20 protein-coding genes are annotated in these 16,385 nt (G+C 65.5%); 13 read left to right on the top strand and 7 right to left on the bottom strand.

The window, feature by feature from the left end; genetic code table 11:
- Positions 1-3: 3 nt before the first annotated feature.
- Genes K7H93_RS13620 through ruvX form a run of 3 tightly spaced genes read left to right on the top strand, consistent with a single transcriptional unit; the run spans position 4 to position 2,870 of the window.
- Positions 4-1,170, top strand: coding sequence for an AI-2E family transporter (locus K7H93_RS13620; RefSeq protein WP_230784068.1), 1,167 nt, complete (start codon positions 4-6; stop codon positions 1,168-1,170).
- A gap of 12 nt (positions 1,171-1,182) precedes the next feature.
- Positions 1,183-2,403, top strand: coding sequence for a DUF3089 domain-containing protein (locus K7H93_RS13615; RefSeq protein WP_054526557.1), 1,221 nt, complete (start codon positions 1,183-1,185; stop codon positions 2,401-2,403).
- Entirely contained in the window at positions 2,382-2,870 is a 489-nt protein-coding gene (gene ruvX / locus K7H93_RS13610) for a Holliday junction resolvase RuvX (RefSeq protein WP_054526558.1), read from the top strand. Before K7H93_RS13615 ends, ruvX begins: the two co-directional genes overlap by 22 nt.
- Here the strand turns inward: ruvX and K7H93_RS13605 are convergent.
- The 3 genes from K7H93_RS13605 to K7H93_RS13595 are packed head-to-tail and all read right to left on the bottom strand — an operon-like array spanning position 2,862 to position 4,786.
- Positions 2,862-3,647, bottom strand: coding sequence for a transposase (locus K7H93_RS13605; RefSeq protein ID WP_230784067.1), 786 nt, complete (start codon positions 3,645-3,647; stop codon positions 2,862-2,864). The two genes, ruvX and K7H93_RS13605, sit on opposite strands and share 9 nt — an antisense overlap.
- Positions 3,632-4,600: a hypothetical protein gene (locus K7H93_RS13600; protein WP_230784066.1), complete on the bottom strand. Its 969-nt coding sequence runs from the start codon at positions 4,598-4,600 to the stop codon at positions 3,632-3,634. Before K7H93_RS13600 ends, K7H93_RS13605 begins: the two co-directional genes overlap by 16 nt.
- Positions 4,601-4,615: 15 nt before the next feature.
- Positions 4,616-4,786 (bottom strand): hypothetical protein, encoded by a 171-nt coding sequence (locus K7H93_RS13595; RefSeq protein WP_010238509.1) that lies wholly within the window; start codon positions 4,784-4,786, stop codon positions 4,616-4,618.
- 121 nt (positions 4,787-4,907) lie between these two features.
- On the opposite strand from K7H93_RS13595, the gene K7H93_RS13590 reads away from it, so the two are divergent.
- Entirely contained in the window at positions 4,908-5,387 is a 480-nt protein-coding gene (locus K7H93_RS13590; RefSeq protein ID WP_230784065.1) for a PaaI family thioesterase, read from the top strand.
- Positions 5,380-5,808 carry a PaaI family thioesterase gene (locus tag K7H93_RS13585; protein ID WP_230784064.1) on the top strand — a complete coding sequence of 143 codons (429 nt, stop codon included), beginning with the start codon at positions 5,380-5,382 and terminating at the stop codon, positions 5,806-5,808. The genes K7H93_RS13590 and K7H93_RS13585 overlap by 8 nt, the downstream gene beginning before the upstream one ends.
- A gap of 18 nt (positions 5,809-5,826) precedes the next feature.
- Here the strand turns inward: K7H93_RS13585 and K7H93_RS13580 are convergent, their stop codons facing one another.
- The gene (locus K7H93_RS13580) at positions 5,827-7,965 is read right to left on the bottom strand and encodes a transglycosylase domain-containing protein (protein ID WP_230784063.1); all 2,139 of its coding nucleotides are present in this window, start codon (positions 7,963-7,965) and stop codon (positions 5,827-5,829) included.
- Between the two features lie 141 nt (positions 7,966-8,106).
- Between K7H93_RS13580 and K7H93_RS13575 the strand changes: the two genes are divergently transcribed.
- Positions 8,107-8,334, top strand: coding sequence for a hypothetical protein (locus tag K7H93_RS13575; protein ID WP_010238517.1), 228 nt, complete (start codon positions 8,107-8,109; stop codon positions 8,332-8,334).
- Between the two features lie 33 nt (positions 8,335-8,367).
- Here the strand turns inward: K7H93_RS13575 and cobS are convergent, their stop codons facing one another.
- A complete protein-coding gene (cobS, locus tag K7H93_RS13570; protein WP_230784062.1) occupies positions 8,368-9,351 on the bottom strand; it encodes a cobaltochelatase subunit CobS in 984 nt (327 codons plus the stop codon).
- A gap of 94 nt (positions 9,352-9,445) precedes the next feature.
- Here cobS and K7H93_RS13565 point away from each other — a divergent pair, with 94 nt between their 5' ends.
- Together K7H93_RS13565 and K7H93_RS13560 are read left to right on the top strand one after the other, a co-directional pair.
- On the top strand, positions 9,446-10,294 hold the full coding sequence (locus K7H93_RS13565; RefSeq protein ID WP_230784061.1) for an oxygenase MpaB family protein: 849 nt from the start codon (positions 9,446-9,448) through the stop codon (positions 10,292-10,294).
- A 45-nt stretch (positions 10,295-10,339) separates the two neighbouring features.
- The gene (locus K7H93_RS13560; protein WP_230784060.1) at positions 10,340-10,984 is read left to right on the top strand and encodes a glutathione S-transferase family protein; all 645 of its coding nucleotides are present in this window, start codon (positions 10,340-10,342) and stop codon (positions 10,982-10,984) included.
- Here the strand turns inward: K7H93_RS13560 and K7H93_RS13555 are convergent.
- Complete coding sequence (locus K7H93_RS13555; protein WP_010238526.1) at positions 10,981-11,574, bottom strand: J domain-containing protein; 594 nt, start codon at positions 11,572-11,574, stop codon at positions 10,981-10,983. The two genes, K7H93_RS13560 and K7H93_RS13555, sit on opposite strands and share 4 nt — an antisense overlap.
- A gap of 54 nt (positions 11,575-11,628) precedes the next feature.
- Between K7H93_RS13555 and K7H93_RS13550 the strand changes: the two genes are divergently transcribed.
- From K7H93_RS13550 to K7H93_RS13530, 5 genes are read left to right on the top strand one after another with little or no spacing between them, the layout of a single operon-like run.
- Positions 11,629-11,907: a BolA family protein gene (locus K7H93_RS13550; RefSeq protein ID WP_054524691.1), complete on the top strand. Its 279-nt coding sequence runs from the start codon at positions 11,629-11,631 to the stop codon at positions 11,905-11,907.
- A 5-nt stretch (positions 11,908-11,912) separates the two neighbouring features.
- Positions 11,913-12,620, top strand: coding sequence for a glutathione S-transferase (locus K7H93_RS13545; protein WP_230784059.1), 708 nt, complete (start codon positions 11,913-11,915; stop codon positions 12,618-12,620).
- Positions 12,617-13,510 (top strand): pirin family protein, encoded by an 894-nt coding sequence (locus tag K7H93_RS13540; RefSeq protein WP_230784058.1) that lies wholly within the window; start codon positions 12,617-12,619, stop codon positions 13,508-13,510. The genes K7H93_RS13545 and K7H93_RS13540 overlap by 4 nt, the downstream gene beginning before the upstream one ends.
- Before the next feature lie 10 nt (positions 13,511-13,520).
- The gene (locus tag K7H93_RS13535) at positions 13,521-14,342 is read left to right on the top strand and encodes an SDR family NAD(P)-dependent oxidoreductase (RefSeq protein WP_230784057.1); all 822 of its coding nucleotides are present in this window, start codon (positions 13,521-13,523) and stop codon (positions 14,340-14,342) included.
- Positions 14,339-15,241 carry an alpha/beta fold hydrolase gene (locus tag K7H93_RS13530; RefSeq protein ID WP_230784056.1) on the top strand — a complete coding sequence of 301 codons (903 nt, stop codon included), beginning with the start codon at positions 14,339-14,341 and terminating at the stop codon, positions 15,239-15,241. Before K7H93_RS13535 ends, K7H93_RS13530 begins: the two co-directional genes overlap by 4 nt.
- Here K7H93_RS13530 and K7H93_RS13525 read toward each other — a convergent pair.
- On the bottom strand, positions 15,238-16,344 hold the full coding sequence (locus K7H93_RS13525; protein WP_230784055.1) for a DUF2332 domain-containing protein: 1,107 nt from the start codon (positions 16,342-16,344) through the stop codon (positions 15,238-15,240). The two genes, K7H93_RS13530 and K7H93_RS13525, sit on opposite strands and share 4 nt — an antisense overlap.
- Positions 16,345-16,385 lie beyond the last annotated feature (41 nt).

The following is a 16,385-nucleotide window of genomic DNA, read 5'->3' as shown; positions in this document are numbered from 1 at the left end:
CCAATGGCACAGCCTGACGATCCTTCGCGCGAGTCCGCAACGCCGGACAGCACCCGCGGCCCCGATACCGATGGCGAATACGAGGGCTGGGACGATGCCAGCCCGGCCTACATCTCCAATCCTCAACTGAGGCTGGAGATGCACAAGGCGATGGTGTGGGTCGGGGTGATCGGCCTCGCCGCGCTGGCGGTCTATATCTCGCAATCGCTGCTGGTGATCTTCGCCGCCCTGGTGTTCGCCTCGATGATCGACGGCGGCGCGCGCCTGATCGGCCGCTATCTGCCGATCCCGCGCACCTTGCGGATCGTCATGGTGCTGCTGCTCGCGATCGCATTCCTCGTCTGGCTCGGCTATTTCGCAGGCTCGCAGATCGCCGAACAGGCTGCCACCCTCCCCGCCATCGTCGAGAAACAGCTGAACGAGATCATCGCGCTGGCCCAGCAAAACGGCATGCAGGTGTCCCTGTCGGATGCGCAGTCGATGGCCAACCAGGTGGTCAGCGGCGTCGGCACCGTAACCCGCGCGATCGGCGGAATTGCGGGCATCATCGGTACGACCGCGATCATCCTGATCATCGGCATCTATGTCGCGCTCGAACCCAACCTGTACGAGCGCGGCGTCGAATGGATGGCCCCGCGTGGCGAGCGCAGCGAACTGCGCAAAACGCTTGCCGAAATGGCGCTGACGCTGCGTCGCCTGATGGCGGGCCGCATCGTGGGCATGGTGTTCGAAGGGTTCTTCACCTGGGTCGCGCTGGAGATGTTCGGAGTGCCGATGGCGGCGCTGCTCGGCATCCTGACCGGGCTGCTGGCGTTCATTCCCAATATCGGCGCGGTCGTCTCGGGCCTGTTGATGGCGACCGTGGGCTTCTCGGTCAGCATGGAGACCGGGCTGGCCGCCGTGGCGATCTATTTCGTGGTCCAGACCTTCGATGGCTACGTCGTCATCCCCATGATCGCTCGCAAGACGGTCGACCTGCCTCCCGCGCTGGTGCTCGGCGCGCAGCTGATCATGGGGCTGCTGTTCGGGATTATCGGCCTGCTGCTGGCCGACCCGCTGCTCGCCATGCTCAAGGTCGCGCTGGTGCGCCGTTCGGAAGCGAACCAGGCCGCGCAGGACAGCGAATACGCCGCAGCCGCTGCAGCCGCCGCGAGCCGCGCGGACGCATAGGGGGAAAACACGATGGTACGCGCATTTCTCTATTTCATCGCGACGATGATCGTGCTCGTGATCATCGGGCTGTTCGCGCTCAATTACTGGTCCGACAAGGCGACCGAGATCGCCTTCGTCCCCAACACCAAGTTCGTCGAGCAGGAGGCGCTGGCCGAAAACGCCTATTCCGACCCCGACATGTGGTATTCGCGCCCCGGCATCGGCACCAATGATCCCGCGCGCTACCAGCCCGCAATCGCAGAGACGCAGAACCCCCTGCCCCGCAGCGAGGACGAGCGCACGCTGGTTGAGCAGGCGAGCGAGGCCGGATCGCGACGCGTTACCGCCGACGATGAACAGAGCGCACCGCCCTTCGCGGTCTTCTTCGTCCACCCGACCAGCTACATCCCGACCAATCTCGACCGCGACATCCAGTGGAACGCGAAGCTGGGCAACAGGGAGGCGGAGGACCGCGCAAATCTGTTCCTGCGCGGGCTCGCCAGCCCATTCAACCGCGCCGCCGAGATCTGGGCGCCCAAGTATCGCCAGGCTACCGTCGGTGCCTTCATCACCGACAAGCCCGAGGCGGAGCAGGCGATCGACGCGGCTTACCGCGATGTCGAGCAGTCGTTCGATTATTTCCTCGAAAGCGTGGACAAGGATCGCCCGATCATCCTCGCCGGGCACAGCCAGGGCTCGCTCCACCTGCTGCGGTTGCTGCGTGAGCGGATCAAGGGCCGCCCGGTGGAGAACCGCATCGCGGCGGTATATGCGGTCGGCTGGCCGATCTCGATCGACCACGACCTGCCCGTTCTTCCGCTCCCCGCGTGCGAGCGCGCCAACGAGGCAGGCTGTATCCTGAGCTGGGTGAGCTTCGCCGATGATGGCGACCCGACCCAGCTGCTCAGCCGCTACCGGGCGAGCCCCGGCTTCGATGGGGAGCCGCGCGGCAACGGGGCGATCCTGTGCGTCAACCCGATCACCGGTTTCGCGAACAGCGCCGCCCCGGCGGACGACAACAAGGGCACGCTGGTGCCGAGCGAAGATCTTACCTCCGGCGAGTTGGTGGCCGGTGCGGTCGGCGCGCGGTGCGACGAGCAGGGCATTCTGCGGATCGGCGACCCGCCCGAAATGGGCTCTGCCGTGCTGCCCGGCAGGAACTACCACGTCTACGACATCCCGCTGTTCTGGCGGAACCTGCAGGACGACGTGGTCACGCGCGTGCGCGAATGGACAGCCGCGAACTCGTAGGTGAGAGTGCCGCAGGTCTGGCCGAGACGCTGCCCGACGGGGGCGCGCTGATCGGGCTGGACCTGGGCACCAAGACCATCGGCATCGCGGTGTGCGATGCGGGCTGGCGCTTCGCCTCCGCACTCAAGACATTGCCGCGCGGCAAGTTCGGTCGCGATCGCGACGAGCTGCGCAAGCTCATCGAGGCGCGCAGCATTCGCGGGATCGTGATCGGCCTGCCGCGCAACATGGATGGCAGTGAAGGCCCGCGCGCGCAGGCGAGCCGCGCCTATGCGCGCAACCTCGCCGAAGCCTTCGGCCTGCCGGTGCTGCTGTGGGACGAGCGTTGGTCGACCAAGAGCGCCGAGGACGCGATGATCGGGCTCGATGTCAGCCGCCGCAAGCGGGCGGAGCGTATCGACGCGGAGGCCGCGACGATCATCCTTCAGGGTGCGATCGATGCGGCGACGGGTTCGCCGTTACTCTGACCGGATCATTGTACTCGCCACCCGCCGCATCGCAGCACTGGGGTGATGTGTCGCGAAATGCTGCGCACAATGCCTCGCATCCTCCTCGCCCAGCACCACACCCAGCCTTAGCAAGACCTCGTTCGCGCTCGCGTTGAGCACGCCCGCGATCCGGCCGGCTTCGGTGTCGAAACGGTACTGGTCGAACCAGCCTTGCGCGGGGTTGGCGGCGCAGATGTTGAGCGAAACGGACAGGCTCTCGGGCGGATGCTGGCAATGCACGTCGCGATGCGCGCGATAGTGCAGCACGCGCCCCTCGCTCAGCTGCGATCGCCCAACGCACCGCAGATCAACCGCCTCCCCGACTTCTCCCGAGACGCTCGCGTAGTCGTATTCCCAATAGTCACTGACATAGCCCGGCCCGAAATAGCCGACCGTCAGGAAGTCGAAATTGTGATCATGCGGCAAGCCATAGACGAAGCTTGCCGCGCCGCTTGCCTCAAAAACCGGATCGCCGCGCGCGGGCCAGATATTGGCGCGCAGGAAATAACCGTTGCGCGGCCCCGCCAGCATGATGGCCTGCGGGCCGTAACCGCTCGCCTGATCCTCTGCATCGGCCAGGAGATCGATCAGCAGATCGCCGAGGAAACCGCGATTGGCCGCGAGCCCGGCAAGCAGCGATGCTGCATTCTGTAGCGAAAGCTCGTCCGCCGGATCGAAGCCGTGCTCGTCCAGCTGCGCGAGGCACTCTGCGAGTGTCAGGGGGGTGCAAAAGGATGGCGTCAGCTCGCGAGGCATTGGCTCTCCCGCAACTTGGCAAGTTGTGGATAAGTTGTGTATAGCTTGTGGCGAAGTGTAGCGGCTTCGCATGCCAGCGGATCACTGTCGCACTCCGCAATAGCGCACAAAGCCTCGAAACCGCTGGCCGTGTCGAGCGCCAGTGCGTGACGCAGTGCCTGCCACCGGGCCCCCTCCCCCGCTTGTCCACAGCCCCCCTTCCCGCAGGCATAGCGCGCTAGGCTTGGCGCGGCGTCCGTGCGCCCCATCGCGCCCAGCAATGCAGCCGCCAGTTCGGCGCGACCGTCTGCAGGGCTCGGCGAGGCGCGGTGGACGATCCGCCCCGTTGCCAGTTCCACCTCTCGCGTCGGGCGCGGATGGGCGGGCTCGCGTGCTACCCGTAGCAACACCAGCGGCGTATCCAGAGCGGTAATGTAGCGGGAATGATCGGCATCGCCGGTGAGAACCGTCCCGGGGGCGAGGCGAACTTCTTTAGCCACAGGCGGCGCACCGTCGCGCCGTGTGTAACGGACCGCCGCCCCCTGCCCGGCCAGCACCACCTCCCGCCGATCGCAATCGGAAAACGCGATGGTGCGCGGCGCTCTGTCAGCCGGCTCGACCAGCACAAGCGCCAGCGTCACCGGCCCGTCGCGGTGGATGTGGACGATGCCCTGCCCGGCAGCATAGCTGTGCCGAAAGGGCAATTGCGCAAGTGGCTGGTCCCGCCACGCAGCCAGCATGGCCGCGATGAACTGCGCGACGAACTCTTGCGCGCCGTCGTCATCGATAAGAGGTAGCAATGCGCCGCAGCGCGCCAAATCACCGGTGTTTCGCAGGGTCCGGCAATCGGCCAGAACTCGCGCGACCTGTGGCCGCGCCTGCCACTCGGCCTGCGCGGCCAGCACGCGATCCTGCGCCGCGGCCTGCGCGTGGCTATCGCCCGCAAATTCGCGCAGCGCAGCATCGACATGCATTGTCGGCGACCCGCCTCAGAACAGGCCGGTGGGCACTTCGGGGGGGAACGTTTCGTAGAGGTAGACCATCAGGATCACGACCCGGTCGTCGGTCGTCGCGCTGGCCAGATCGGACAGGCTCCCGATCAGGCCAGGCGCATCGATCAGGCCTGGCAGGCTGTCGAGCGAAAGCTTGGGCAAGTTCATAGATGTTGCTCCCTTGCATGGCGCGGCTCCCCTGCCGCGCAGCCTCATCGATCCCGCGAAGCACCCAGCTTTGCGAATTAAAACATTGTCATCGCCGCCATCTCCCGACAGATGACCGGGCATGGAGAAAGAGGCCCCACACCGCGATCCGTCGAACCTGTTCGACCCGGAAAAAGCCGCGCCCTTCCTGTTTGCGGGCGGGCACCCGGGCTGGCTTGGCCTGACCTATCTTGGTCACGGAGAGGACTGGACCGAAATCAGGCTGCCATGGCGCGAGGAGCTTATGGGCGACGATATTCGCCGCGTGATCGCCTCCGGGCCGATCTTCTCGATGCTCGACATGGGTGGCGGCATCGCGATCTGGACACGCGCCCAGCGGTTCGTTCCGATCGCCACGCTCGACATGCGGGTCGACTACCAGCGCCCGGCGGGCGAGCGGGCGGATGTGATTGCGCGGTGCGAATGTTACCGCACCACGCGCTCTGCCGCCTTCGTGCGCGGGATCGCGCATGACGGCGATCCTGACGATCCGGTGGCGACGATGGCGGCGGTTTACATGACCATCGGCGATTTCAATCCGGCGGGGGCGAAGAATGACTGAGACCGGCGAACCCGAGATCGACCTTCTGTCGCACTATGCCCGCTCGCTCGGCATCGAAGTCTCCGGCTTCGAAGACGGCGTACCGGTGCTGTGCGTTTCCGGCATCGACGCAATCGAAGGGCGCCCCGGCCATTTCCACGGGGGCGCGACCAGCGGGCTGATGGAAACTGCGGCCTACGCGCTGCTGCGGCTCGCGCTGCACGAGCGCGGCGAGCAGGCGCAGCTCAAACCGATCAACATCACCGTTCAGTTCCTTGCTGCGGCGAAGAAGGCTCCGCTGTTCGCCAAGGCGCGGATCACGAAGCTCGGCCGCCGCAGTGCGAACGTGACCGTCGAGGCATGGCAGGAAGAGCGCGACCGCCCGCGGGCAAGCGCGGTGATGAACGTGATGATCGCCCGGAGCGAACCCGAAGCCGACTGACTCGAATCGACGGGGCGATCAGTTCGCCGGTGCCGGGTCCTCTTCACGCAAAGGTGCAATCTCTGGCGCAGGCCGCGGCGCATCGCTCGGCGCGTCGATCGGCGGTGCCTCGCGAATGGTGATTCCGCTTTCGTCGGTGGTGATTTCCGCACCGTCTTCCGCGATCGATGCCGGAATGTCACTCGCATCGGGCACGTCGAGCGGCTGGACCGGCGCGTTGGGGCTGCGCCGACGCACGGGTGCGGCATCGCCGCTGCCCTGCGCCCGGCGCATGAACGCCTTCCATATCCGCGCAGGCAGCCCGCCGCCGCTGATTCCCTTGAGCGGGGTGTTGTCGTCATTGCCGATCCAAACGCCCACCACCAGATCGCCCGCATAACCCACGAACAGCGCATCGCGGTTGTTCTGAGTCGTGCCGGTCTTGCCGAAGTTGGGCCCCGGCAACTGCGCCGCGCGCCCCGTCCCGCTGTTGATTGCGGTGCGCAGCAATTGCTCGATCTCCCGGTGGCTCGAGGCGGACATGCTGCGCGGCGCGTTGAAGATCCGGTCCCACAGGCCGACCGGTTCGCGCACGAATGCAGTCGGGCGAACGGGGTAGGAATTGCCCGCGATTCCCGCATAGGCGGCAGTCAGCTCCATCAGAGACATGCCTGCGGTGCCCAGCGCCACGCTGGGGTCGCCGCGCGCGATCGGGCTGTTGATGCCGAGGTCGCGGGCAAGGCCGATCACCCGATCGCTGCCGACCTCGTTGAACAGCCGCACGGTGGCGACATTGCTCGACCGGGCAAAAGCCTGCTCCAGCGTCAGAAAGTCGGAATAGCGATCGTCGTAGTTTTCCGGGCGATAGCTTCCTTGCGTGAAGGGCCGGTTGCCGATCGGATCGTCCGGGTCGAAGCCCTCCTGCAGCGCGGCGAGATAGACGAAGGTCTTGAAGGTCGATCCCGGCTGACGCGTGGCCATGGTCGCGCGGTTGAAGGCGCTTTGTGAATAGTCGGTCCCGCCGATCATCGCGACCACTTCTCCATTGGGACGCATCGCCACCAGCGCAGCCTGCGCATTGCCCAGCCCCGCTCCGGCGATCACGTCGCGCGCAATGTTCTGCAGCCGCGCGTCGAGCGTGGTGGTGAGCGATTGCTGGGCATAGCCGGGCGATGCACGGTCGCGCGCCTCGGGCAGCGCCCAGTCGGCGAAATATGTGCCCGTTGGCAGGTCGTTGGTCAGCCGCATGTCGAGCGGCGGCGGGCGCATCGCGTCCGCCTCTTCCTGCGTGATGTAGCCGGCGGAGACCAGGCTCACCTTGACCGCGCCCATCCGCTCGACCGCGCGCTGGTAATGCTGCGAGGGAGCGTAGGCCGATGGCGCCTTCAGCAGCCCGGCCAGCATCGCCGCCTGATTGGGCTTCAGCTTTTCCGGCTGGCGGTAGAAATAGTGCAGGCTCGCCGCGCGCAGGCCGTAGGTGTTGTCGCCGAAATAGGCGTTGGAGAGATAGCGCTCGAGGATCTCGTCCTTGGTCAGCCAGGTTTCCAGCCAGAACGCGATCAGCATCTCGCGCGCCTTGCGAGAGAGCGATTGTTCGGGCGTCAGAAAGGTGAACTTGGCCAGCTGCTGCGTGATCGTGCTCCCCCCTTGCGTGGGCCCGCCCGTCCAGTTGTTGATCGTCGCGCGTGCAAGGCCGCGCGGATCGACGCCCCAGTGATCGTAGAACCGGCGATCCTCGGTCGCGAGGAAAGCTTCCACCACGTGATCGGGCAGGCGGTCGACCTCGACCGGCTCGTCATAAACAGCGCCATTGCGCGCGATCGGGGTGCCGTCCGCCGCCAGCAGCGTAATCTGCGGCGGGGCGATCGGTTCGAGAGACTTGGACAGCGGGGCCGTGATCGCGAGCCAGATAACGATCAGGATCAGCAGGAACAGGAACGCCGCCGCACCCCGGATCGCCCAGAACCGCGTGCTGTGTGCGGTTAAAATATCGATCCCGCGATCCCAAAGCGCAGGCCACACGCTTTGTCCCTGCGAGCGCTCGTCGGCGAAATCCGGGTCGTCTTCCTCCCACGGATCGTCGATCATGCTTTCGGACAGGGAGTAATAGCCGGTGTGCCCGACAGGCCCGGCCTCATCCTCCCCGTCGTCGCGCCATGTCTCTCGCGGTGATGCCATGTGGGCCTGAATACAAGAACCACATGAACCACACCAGACGATGCGTGCGGGTGCGCATGCACGCTGCTTGCCCGCTCAGCCACGCCGCGCTAATTTCCGCCGGTTACGAAGCTACCAATCTACCAAAAAGGAACTCCGATAATGGCAGCCAAATCGGCCTGCATCATTACCACCAGCAACGAAAACCAAGGTGCCTACGGCGTGCGTTGCGACACCGACGAGAGCATCTACTTCCCGATCAGCGTGGCCGACGCGCTGGGGCTGGAGGAATTCGACGAGGTCGAGGCGATCATGATCCGCAACGACCGCGACGAGCCCAAATGGAAGGCGATCAAGGCCCGCTATCTGGACGAGGCCGACGCGGACTGAGGCGGACGGCCCCAGCCCGTCAGCGCCGCGCGGCTATCGCGCGACGACGCTTTCGGGCAGGTCCGTGCCGAACACGCGCTGGTAATATTCGGCCACCAGCATCCGCTCAGCCTCGTCGCACTTGTTGAGGAAGCTCACCCGGAAGGCGAAGCCGATATCCTTGAAGATCGCCGTGTTCTGCGCCCAGGTGATGACCGTACGCGGGCTCATCACGGTGGAGATATCGCCGTTCATGAAGCCCTGACGGCTCAGATCCGCGACCTTGACCATGTCGGCGATGGTTTTCTTCTCCATCTCCGGCACCTTGGCAGAGACGATCGTCTGCTCGGTCTCGGCGGGCAGGTAGTTGAGGCCCACGACCACGTTCCAGCGGTCCATCTGGCCCTGGTTGATCTGCTGCGTGCCGTGATACAGCCCGCTGGTATCGCCGAGGCCGACCGTATTCGCGGTCGCGAACAGGCGGAAACCGGGGTTCGGACGGATCACGCGGTTCTGGTCGAGCAGGGTCAGCTTGCCCTCCGCCTCCAGCACGCGCTGGATCACGAACATCACGTCGGGGCGGCCCGCGTCATATTCGTCGAACACCAGCGCGACCGGGTGCTGCAGCGCCCAGGGCAACAGGCCTTCGCGAAATTCGGTGACCTGAAGGCCGTCCCGCAGCACGATCGCGTCGCGTCCAACCAGGTCGATACGGCTGATATGCGCATCGAGGTTGATCCGTACGCACGGCCAGTTCAGCCGCGCGGCGACCTGTTCGATATGGGTCGATTTGCCGGTGCCGTGATAGCCCTGCACCATCACGCGGCGGTTGAACGCGAAGCCTGCGAGGATCGCCATTGTCGTGTCCGGATCGAAGACATAGGTCTCGTCCAGATCGGGCACGCGGTCGTCCGCCTTGCTGAAGGCAGGCACCTGCCAGTCAATGTCGATCCCGAAGGTCTCGCGCACGTCGACCGTGGTGTCGGTCGCGGCGAGGATGGTGCTTTCGGTCGGATTGAAGGTCTTGTCGTCGCTCATCACCCGCGGACCTAGAGGTGTTGCGCGGGCCTAGCAAGCGGGCTTTGCGCGATGGATTTCCAATCCCCGGTCACGCGGTATAGTCTGCGACGAGATGGCAACACCCCGCCCCGATCCGCTCGATCCGCTTCGCAATGCGATTGTCCAGCAGGTGCGCGCGGCGTTCAACCAGGGCAAGGTGCCAGAAACCCGCGATCCGCCGTCGGACGATGCGCTGTTCGCGAAAGATTCGCCGATCCGGATGGTCCACGCGGATGTGATGGGGATGATGATCGGCGGCATTCGCGGGCTGTTCCTGCAGATGCTGCACCCCGCCGCGTTGCAAGGCGTGCTCGACTATTCGAACTTCCGCGAGGATGCGCAGGGGCGATTCCACCGCACCGCGCAGTTCATCTCCGTGACGACCTTCGGCCATCGCGACCGCGCGCAAGAGGCGATTGCCCGGGTCAACCAGATCCATCGCAAGATCACCGGCACGCTGCCCGATGGCACGCCCTATTCCGCAGGCGACCCGCGCACGCTGGCCTGGGTCCACATCGCGGAAGCCTCCAGCTTCCTGCAAGGATACCTGCGCCATGCCCGGCCCGACATGCCGCGTGCCGATCAGGACGAGTATTACGCGCAGATGGCGGTAATCGGCCGCGCGCTCCACGCCGATCCTGTGCCAACCAGTGTGGCCGAGGCGGAGGCGATCATGCTCGAGTTCCGGCAGGAACTGACCACCTCGAAGGAAGCGCGCGAGATCGCGCAGTTCGTCCTCGCGATTCGCCCGCAGGGCTTTCCGGCGGCGTTGCAGCAGGCGATTGCAGCGGAGGCGGTGATGCTGCTGCCGCCCTTCGCCCGTTCGATGCTGGGGCTGCACCGCCCCGGCCTCACCGCCCTGCCCGCGCGTGCGACCACCCGCGCATTGGGCAGAACCCTGCGCTGGGCGATGCGGCAGTAGCTGGTATAGCCGTCTTCGAAAGCGACCGACCTACGGAGAGATTTCGTGGCTGATTACACGCTCTACACCAATCCGATGAGCCGGGGGCGGATTGCCCGCTGGGCGCTGCACGAGGTGGATGCGCGCTACGATCAGGTGATTGTCGAATACGGCCCGCGCGAGAGCAAGCCTGCGGCATTCCTGAAAGCCAATCCGATGGCCAAGGTGCCCACGCTGGTTCACCACTATGCTGGCCACGACCACGTGGTCACCGAGTGCGCCGCGATCTGCCACTATCTGGCCGAGATGCACCCGGAGGCCGGGCTGCTGCCCGAAGCCCACGAGAAAGCGGACTATTTCCGTTACCTGTTTTTCGTCGCCGGGCCGCTGGAGCAGGCGAGCATCTCCCAGCGGATGGGATGGTCCAGTGATGATCCGCAAGCCCGGCGCATGCTCGGGTTCGGCAGCTTCGAGCTTGCGGTCGATGCGCTGGAAGCAATGCTGGCAGGCCGCGACTATGTGTGCGGCGAGCGGTTCACCGCAGCGGATATCTATGTCGGCGCGCAGGTCGTCTGGGGCGTCGATTTCGACACGCTGCCCAGACGCGACACCTTCGTGGCCTATGCAGAGCGCGTCAAACAACGCGTCGCGTACCGAATAGCGGACACGATCGACGAAGAGCTGATCGCCGAACGCGGCCCCCAGGGCTAGGCGATCGCTGCGCTTTTTCTCAGCAGCTGGTAAGCCTCCACCACCCGCCTCAGGCGCGTTTCGTGGGTCCGGTCGCCGCCGTTGCGATCGGGGTGATAGCGGCGGACGAGTTCGGAATAGCGCTGGCGCAACCGCTTGCGATCGGCCTCTATGCCCAGCCCCAGAACCTCCAGCGCTTTCGCTTCCTCCTTCGAGAAGCGCCCATCCATCGCCATTTCCGCCTCTCGACGCGCGCGGCTCTTGATCCCGCCTGCGCGGGCGGAAATCGCATCGAGCGGATCGTCGAACTCGCCCCAGCGCGGCATACCGTCGACCGGCCCGCTTGCCCGAAAGGCAGGCGTCTCGGTCTGCCAGCCGGCGGACGGGGATTGCGCGCGCAGGATTTCTTCCGCGCTCATCCCTTCGAACCAGTCGTACCCGGCATTGAACTCGCGTATGTGATCGAGGCAGAACCAGCGCCACTGGCCCGGCCCGTCGAAGCTGTTGCCATAGGCGCCGGGCGCGCGAAACTCGCCCGGCTCTTCGCATGTCGGGTGGGCACAAAGCCTGCCTTGCGCCTCGTGGCGGCCATGGAACCGGGTCTGTCGCATAGCGCTTTAGGATGGGCAGCGCAGAGCAAAATTGCAAAGGGATCGAACGACAAAATGGCACAATCCGTAGCTGAAGAGATGGAACAGCTGCTGCGCGAGGCGTTCTCGCCCACCCAGCTGGAGATTCTCAACGACAGCGCCAAGCACCGCGGTCACACGGGCGACGACGGCACCGGTGAATCGCATTTCACGATTGTGATCGAGGCACCGGCTTTCGTCGACAAGTCGCGGCTCGAACGCCAGCGGATGGTCAACGCCGCGCTGGGCGATATTCCCGGCGACCGGGTCCACGCGCTGGCGATCAAGGCCACCGCGCCGAGCCATCCGGGCTGATCGCGATGACCTATGATCTTTGGTACTGGACCGGTGCCCCGGGGCGCGGCGAATTCGTGCGTGTTGCGCTGGAGGCAGCAAGAGTGGCCTATCGTGACAGGGCTCGGGAGGACGGGGTCGATGCTCTGGTCGAGGATATGGACCAGCGCAGTGGCATCCGCCCCTTTGCCCCGCCCTATCTCGTCCACGACGATGTCTGCATCGCCCAAGTCGCGCATATCGTGACCTGGCTGGCCGAGCGGCATGGTTTCAACGCACAGGACGAACGCGGGAATCTGGAGCTGATCATGCTCCAGCTGACCGTCACCGACATCACCGCCGAAGCGCACGACGTGCACCACCCGATTGCAGATGCGCTCTATTACGAAGACCAGAAGGATGCGGCCGGCCGCGTGGCGGAGGATTTCCGTGAAAAGCGGATGCCGAAGTTCTTCCGCTATTTCGAAGACGCGCTCGGCGCCCACAAAGGCCCCTTCGTGCTCGGCGACAGGTGGAGCCATGTCGATACCTCGCTGTTCCAGCTGATCGAGGGCCTGCGCTATGCGTTTCCCAAGCGCATGAAGGCGATCGAGGGCGATTATCCGAAACTGATCGCCTGCCGCGACGCGGTGGCCGAGCTTGATGGCATCAAGGACTATCTTGCATCCGAGCGCCGGCTGGCGTTCAATGAAGACGGCATCTTCCGCCACTATCCGGAGCTCGACGCAGCATGATCGGCGGCCCCATCGAAGCGACCATCACCCCGACCAATCACGACCTCGGCGATTTCGAGGTGCGGCGCGCGCTGCCATCGAAGCAGCGCCGGATGGTCGGCCCGTTCATCTTCGTCGACGAGTTCGGCCCGGCGCATCTGCCGCCGGGCGGCGGGATGGACGTGCGCCCGCATCCGCATATCAACCTCGCCACGGTGACCTGGCTGTTCGAGGGCGCGATCGACCATCGCGACAGCATCGGCACTTTCTCCACCATCCGTCCCGGCACGGTCAACCTGATGACCGCAGGCAGCGGGATCGTCCATTCGGAACGTTCGCCGCCGAGCGAGCGCAAGGGCGGCCCACGCATGTTCGGAATGCAGACCTGGCTCGCCCTGCCCGACGGCCGCGAGGAGATCGACCCCGCATTCGAGGCGGTCGAGGACCTGCCGGTGATCGAGGATGCGGGCGCGCGCGCGATCGTCATCATGGGCGACCTCTGGGGCGAACGCGCCTCCACCACGACCTATGCCGACACGATCTATGCCGAGATCGTGCTCGCTCCCGGAGGCCAAATTCCGATCGAAACCCCGGCGGACGAGCGCGCGCTGATGGTGGTCGATGGTGAGGCGAGCATCGATGGCGAAGAACTGCCACTCTACACGCTGGTCGTGCTTAAACCGGGCGATGCGCCGCTCCTCAGGTCGGAGAAAGGCGCGCGGGTGATGCTGCTGGGAGGGGAGAGCTTTGCGACCAAGCGGCACGTGTTCTGGAACTTCGTCAGTTCGGATCGCGAGCGGATCAACCAGGCCAAGGAAGACTGGCGCGAAGGCCGCTTCGCCAAGGTGCCCGGCGACGATCAGGAGTGGATTCCCCTGCCGGACAAGCCCAAGACCGTGACCTATCCCTGAAGGAAAAATCATGAGCGACGTTTACGCCGACAAGGTCGGCTGGATCACCGGTGCATCCTCCGGTATCGGCGCGGCGCTGGCGCGGGCCTTGTCGGGCGAAGGGATGCACGTGATCCTGTCGGGCCGTGACGAAGCGCGGCTGGCCGAGGTGGCGCAGGATTGCGAGACCGAGACGCTGGTCCTGCCCTTCGACGTGCGTGACGAGGATGCGATGCACGCCGCCACCGCCAAAGCGATCGGCTGGCGCGGCGGGGTCGACCTGTTCGTAGCCAATGCGGGCATCTCGCAGCGCAGCCGCGCGACGCAGACCGCGATGCAGGTCTATCGCGACATCATAGATATCGATCTGACCGCGCAGATCGCCGCCACGCAGGCACTGCTGCCGCACTTTGCCGATCGCGGGAGCGGGCATCTGGTGTTCGTGTCGTCCGTCGCGGGGAAGATCGGGATTCCGTTGCGGACCGCCTATTGCGCGGCCAAGCATGGCCTGGTCGGCTATGCCGACGCGCTGCGGGCCGAGCTTTCGCAGACGGGCGTTGCAGTGCACGTCATCTGCCCCGGATCGGTAGCGACCAATGTCAGCCGCAACGCGCTGAGTGCCGACGGATCGGCGCGTGGGCGCAGCGACAGCGTTATCGACAACGGCATGCCGCCAGAAGAGGCGGCCCGGCGGATCGTCGAGGGCGTCGCCTCGGGCAAGCGTGAAATCATTGTTGCGCGCGGCGGGGAAGATAGCTGGGGCGAACAGCGCCGGACGCCAGACGCGCTGTTCGATCAGGTCGCGGCGATGGTCGCCAATGGTTACATGGACAAGATCGAGGGTGAAGGATGACGATGGAACAGACACGGGTAAGGCTCGCCAGCGGAATCGAGCTGGATGTGGTCGATGAAGGACCCAAGGACGCGCCCGCGCTCATCTTCCTTCACGGCTTTCCCGAAAGCCACCGGACCTGGCGCCACCAGATCCCCCATTTCTCCGACCGGTTCCGTTGCATCGCCCCAGACCAGCGCGGCTACTGCGGATCGTCCAAGCCGCAGGATGTGGATGCCTACAGCCCGGACAAGCTGATCGGCGATATTTTCCAGCTGGCCGATGCGCTGGGCGTGGAGATATTCACCATTGTCGGCCACGACTGGGGCGGCGCGATCGCCTGGGGGGTTGCGCTGGGCGGGCAGATGAATGGCCGTGTCACGCGCTGCGTCATCGCCAATGCGCCGCACCCCGCGATCTTCCAGAAGCTGCTGTTCACCGATCCGAACCAGCGCGAGAGCAGCCAGTATATCCGCGGCTTCCGCGACACCGCGAACGACGATCTGGTGCGCGAGCACGGGCTCGTCGGCATTCTGATGAAAGAGGTACGGTGGGACCGGCCCGATGCGATGGAGGCAGAGGAGCGTGAGGCGCTGCTGAAGGACTGGCAGGACCGCGACGCCGCCTTCGGCATGCTCAACTGGTACCGCGCGAGCCCGATGATCGTGCCGCCGATGGATGCGCCGTTCGAGGTTCCCGCAGACTACCAGCCGCCACAGCTGCCCAATCTTTCAATCCCCACGCTGGTGATCTGGGCGATGGACGACCTCGCGCTGCCACCGGGCAACATGGTCGGCATGGACGAGATCATCGACGATCTGACGATCGAGAAAGTGACCGGCTGTGGCCACTTCGTCCCTTGGGAATCGCCGGCCAAGGTCAACGCGGCGATGGATGCGTTTCTGGGGCGGACGGCCTAGGCCGCCTCCCACTCGACCCAGGCACCGTGAGGATGCGCAACGCCGAGGCGCTGCCATTCCTCACCGCCCCCTTCACTATCGGGCCAGTAGCGCACCGACAGTTCGTGGCGGTGGGTGTCGCGGTTGGCCTCCAGCGAAATCCACGCGAGCGGTGCGTCCTGCGTGGCCTTTGCGCCGGCTGCCTCGATTGCCTCGATCACCTTCTCGCGCTGATACTCGGGCACATATTGCCATACGACCGAGTGCATGATGACGCGCGTCATGCCCGCCTCGGCAGGCTCGGCCAGCACCTTCTCCACGAAGACATCCGCGCTCTCCCGCGCGATCTCCGGCGGCATCGTATTGGCCGCCGCGATGGCCGCATCCATCCGCGCGAATCGCTCGGTAAATTCAGGCCAGATATAAGCCTTGAGCCGCAACGCCTGCGCCGGATCGGTCAGGTCGACCGGCGCGATGTCGCATCCGCGCGCACCGACGATGTCGTACGCCGTGTCGGGAGGCGGAGAGCCAAGCCACTCGGGCACCAGCCGCATCTGCGCGCCGCCTGGCCCGGCGGTCACCCCGCCCAGATTGAAGAAATAGCGCCGCATCATCAGGTTGATCCCGGCGCTCGACCCGATCTCGTTCAGCGCGAATTGCGCCGGAAGCCCCTTGTCGGATAGCCACAGCATCGCAGCGGCATAGGCCCAGCTACGCCCCGCCTCGTTGGTCTGCGGGGGCCCGTCGAGCCATGGCATCAGGAACGCCTCATGCCGCTCGATCGCGTCCGCGACGACGTCCTGCGGATTGCTGACCCGCTGGCGGAGATAGATTGCCGACAGCGCAGCATCCTGGTCGCCCAGATGCAGCGCGTGCAGCCCGCCCGCGATTCTGAGCGGCAGCGCATCGGCCAGCGGCGCGCCCGCCCATTTGCGCACCCGGCGCATCACCGCCCCGCCCCGCTCCGTATCGAGCAGGCCCAGCAGCGCGTCGCATATTTCCGCCGTCACCGGCGCGCCATTGTCGCGGCAATAGGCGACCTGGTTGGCGAAGGCGCGCTTCACCGCCTCGAAGCCTTTTGCCTGTGGATCGACCGTTTCGTATTTCGCTTCGCCGCCTGACATAACTCGCGCGCAATTGCCCTTTCGTCTCGCTGGCCCTATCT

It is taken from the genome of Citromicrobium bathyomarinum (assembly GCF_021021475.1).
In the GTDB taxonomy this organism is placed as follows: domain Bacteria; phylum Pseudomonadota; class Alphaproteobacteria; order Sphingomonadales; family Sphingomonadaceae; genus Alteriqipengyuania; species Alteriqipengyuania bathyomarina.
The sequence above is the reverse complement of the archived record's forward strand: the minus strand, read 5'-3'. Positions and strand labels throughout refer to the sequence as shown.

Coding starts and splice junctions, on each gene's coding strand:
- K7H93_RS13620 (WP_230784068.1), top strand. CDS start 4: ATGGCACAGCCTGACGATCCTTCGCGCGAGTCCGCAACGCCGGACAGC.
- K7H93_RS13615 (WP_054526557.1), top strand. CDS start 1,183: ATGGTACGCGCATTTCTCTATTTCATCGCGACGATGATCGTGCTCGTG.
- ruvX (WP_054526558.1), top strand. CDS start 2,382: ATGGACAGCCGCGAACTCGTAGGTGAGAGTGCCGCAGGTCTGGCCGAG.
- K7H93_RS13605 (WP_230784067.1), bottom strand. CDS start 3,647: ATGCCTCGCGAGCTGACGCCATCCTTTTGCACCCCCCTGACACTCGCA.
- K7H93_RS13600 (WP_230784066.1), bottom strand. CDS start 4,600: ATGCATGTCGATGCTGCGCTGCGCGAATTTGCGGGCGATAGCCACGCG.
- K7H93_RS13595 (WP_010238509.1), bottom strand. CDS start 4,786: ATGAACTTGCCCAAGCTTTCGCTCGACAGCCTGCCAGGCCTGATCGAT.
- K7H93_RS13590 (WP_230784065.1), top strand. CDS start 4,908: ATGGAGAAAGAGGCCCCACACCGCGATCCGTCGAACCTGTTCGACCCG.
- K7H93_RS13585 (WP_230784064.1), top strand. CDS start 5,380: ATGACTGAGACCGGCGAACCCGAGATCGACCTTCTGTCGCACTATGCC.
- K7H93_RS13580 (WP_230784063.1), bottom strand. CDS start 7,965: ATGGCATCACCGCGAGAGACATGGCGCGACGACGGGGAGGATGAGGCC.
- K7H93_RS13575 (WP_010238517.1), top strand. CDS start 8,107: ATGGCAGCCAAATCGGCCTGCATCATTACCACCAGCAACGAAAACCAA.
- cobS (WP_230784062.1), bottom strand. CDS start 9,351: ATGAGCGACGACAAGACCTTCAATCCGACCGAAAGCACCATCCTCGCC.
- K7H93_RS13565 (WP_230784061.1), top strand. CDS start 9,446: ATGGCAACACCCCGCCCCGATCCGCTCGATCCGCTTCGCAATGCGATT.
- K7H93_RS13555 (WP_010238526.1), bottom strand. CDS start 11,574: ATGCGACAGACCCGGTTCCATGGCCGCCACGAGGCGCAAGGCAGGCTT.
- K7H93_RS13550 (WP_054524691.1), top strand. CDS start 11,629: ATGGCACAATCCGTAGCTGAAGAGATGGAACAGCTGCTGCGCGAGGCG.
- K7H93_RS13545 (WP_230784059.1), top strand. CDS start 11,913: ATGACCTATGATCTTTGGTACTGGACCGGTGCCCCGGGGCGCGGCGAA.
- K7H93_RS13540 (WP_230784058.1), top strand. CDS start 12,617: ATGATCGGCGGCCCCATCGAAGCGACCATCACCCCGACCAATCACGAC.
- K7H93_RS13535 (WP_230784057.1), top strand. CDS start 13,521: ATGAGCGACGTTTACGCCGACAAGGTCGGCTGGATCACCGGTGCATCC.
- K7H93_RS13530 (WP_230784056.1), top strand. CDS start 14,339: ATGACGATGGAACAGACACGGGTAAGGCTCGCCAGCGGAATCGAGCTG.
- K7H93_RS13525 (WP_230784055.1), bottom strand. CDS start 16,344: ATGTCAGGCGGCGAAGCGAAATACGAAACGGTCGATCCACAGGCAAAA.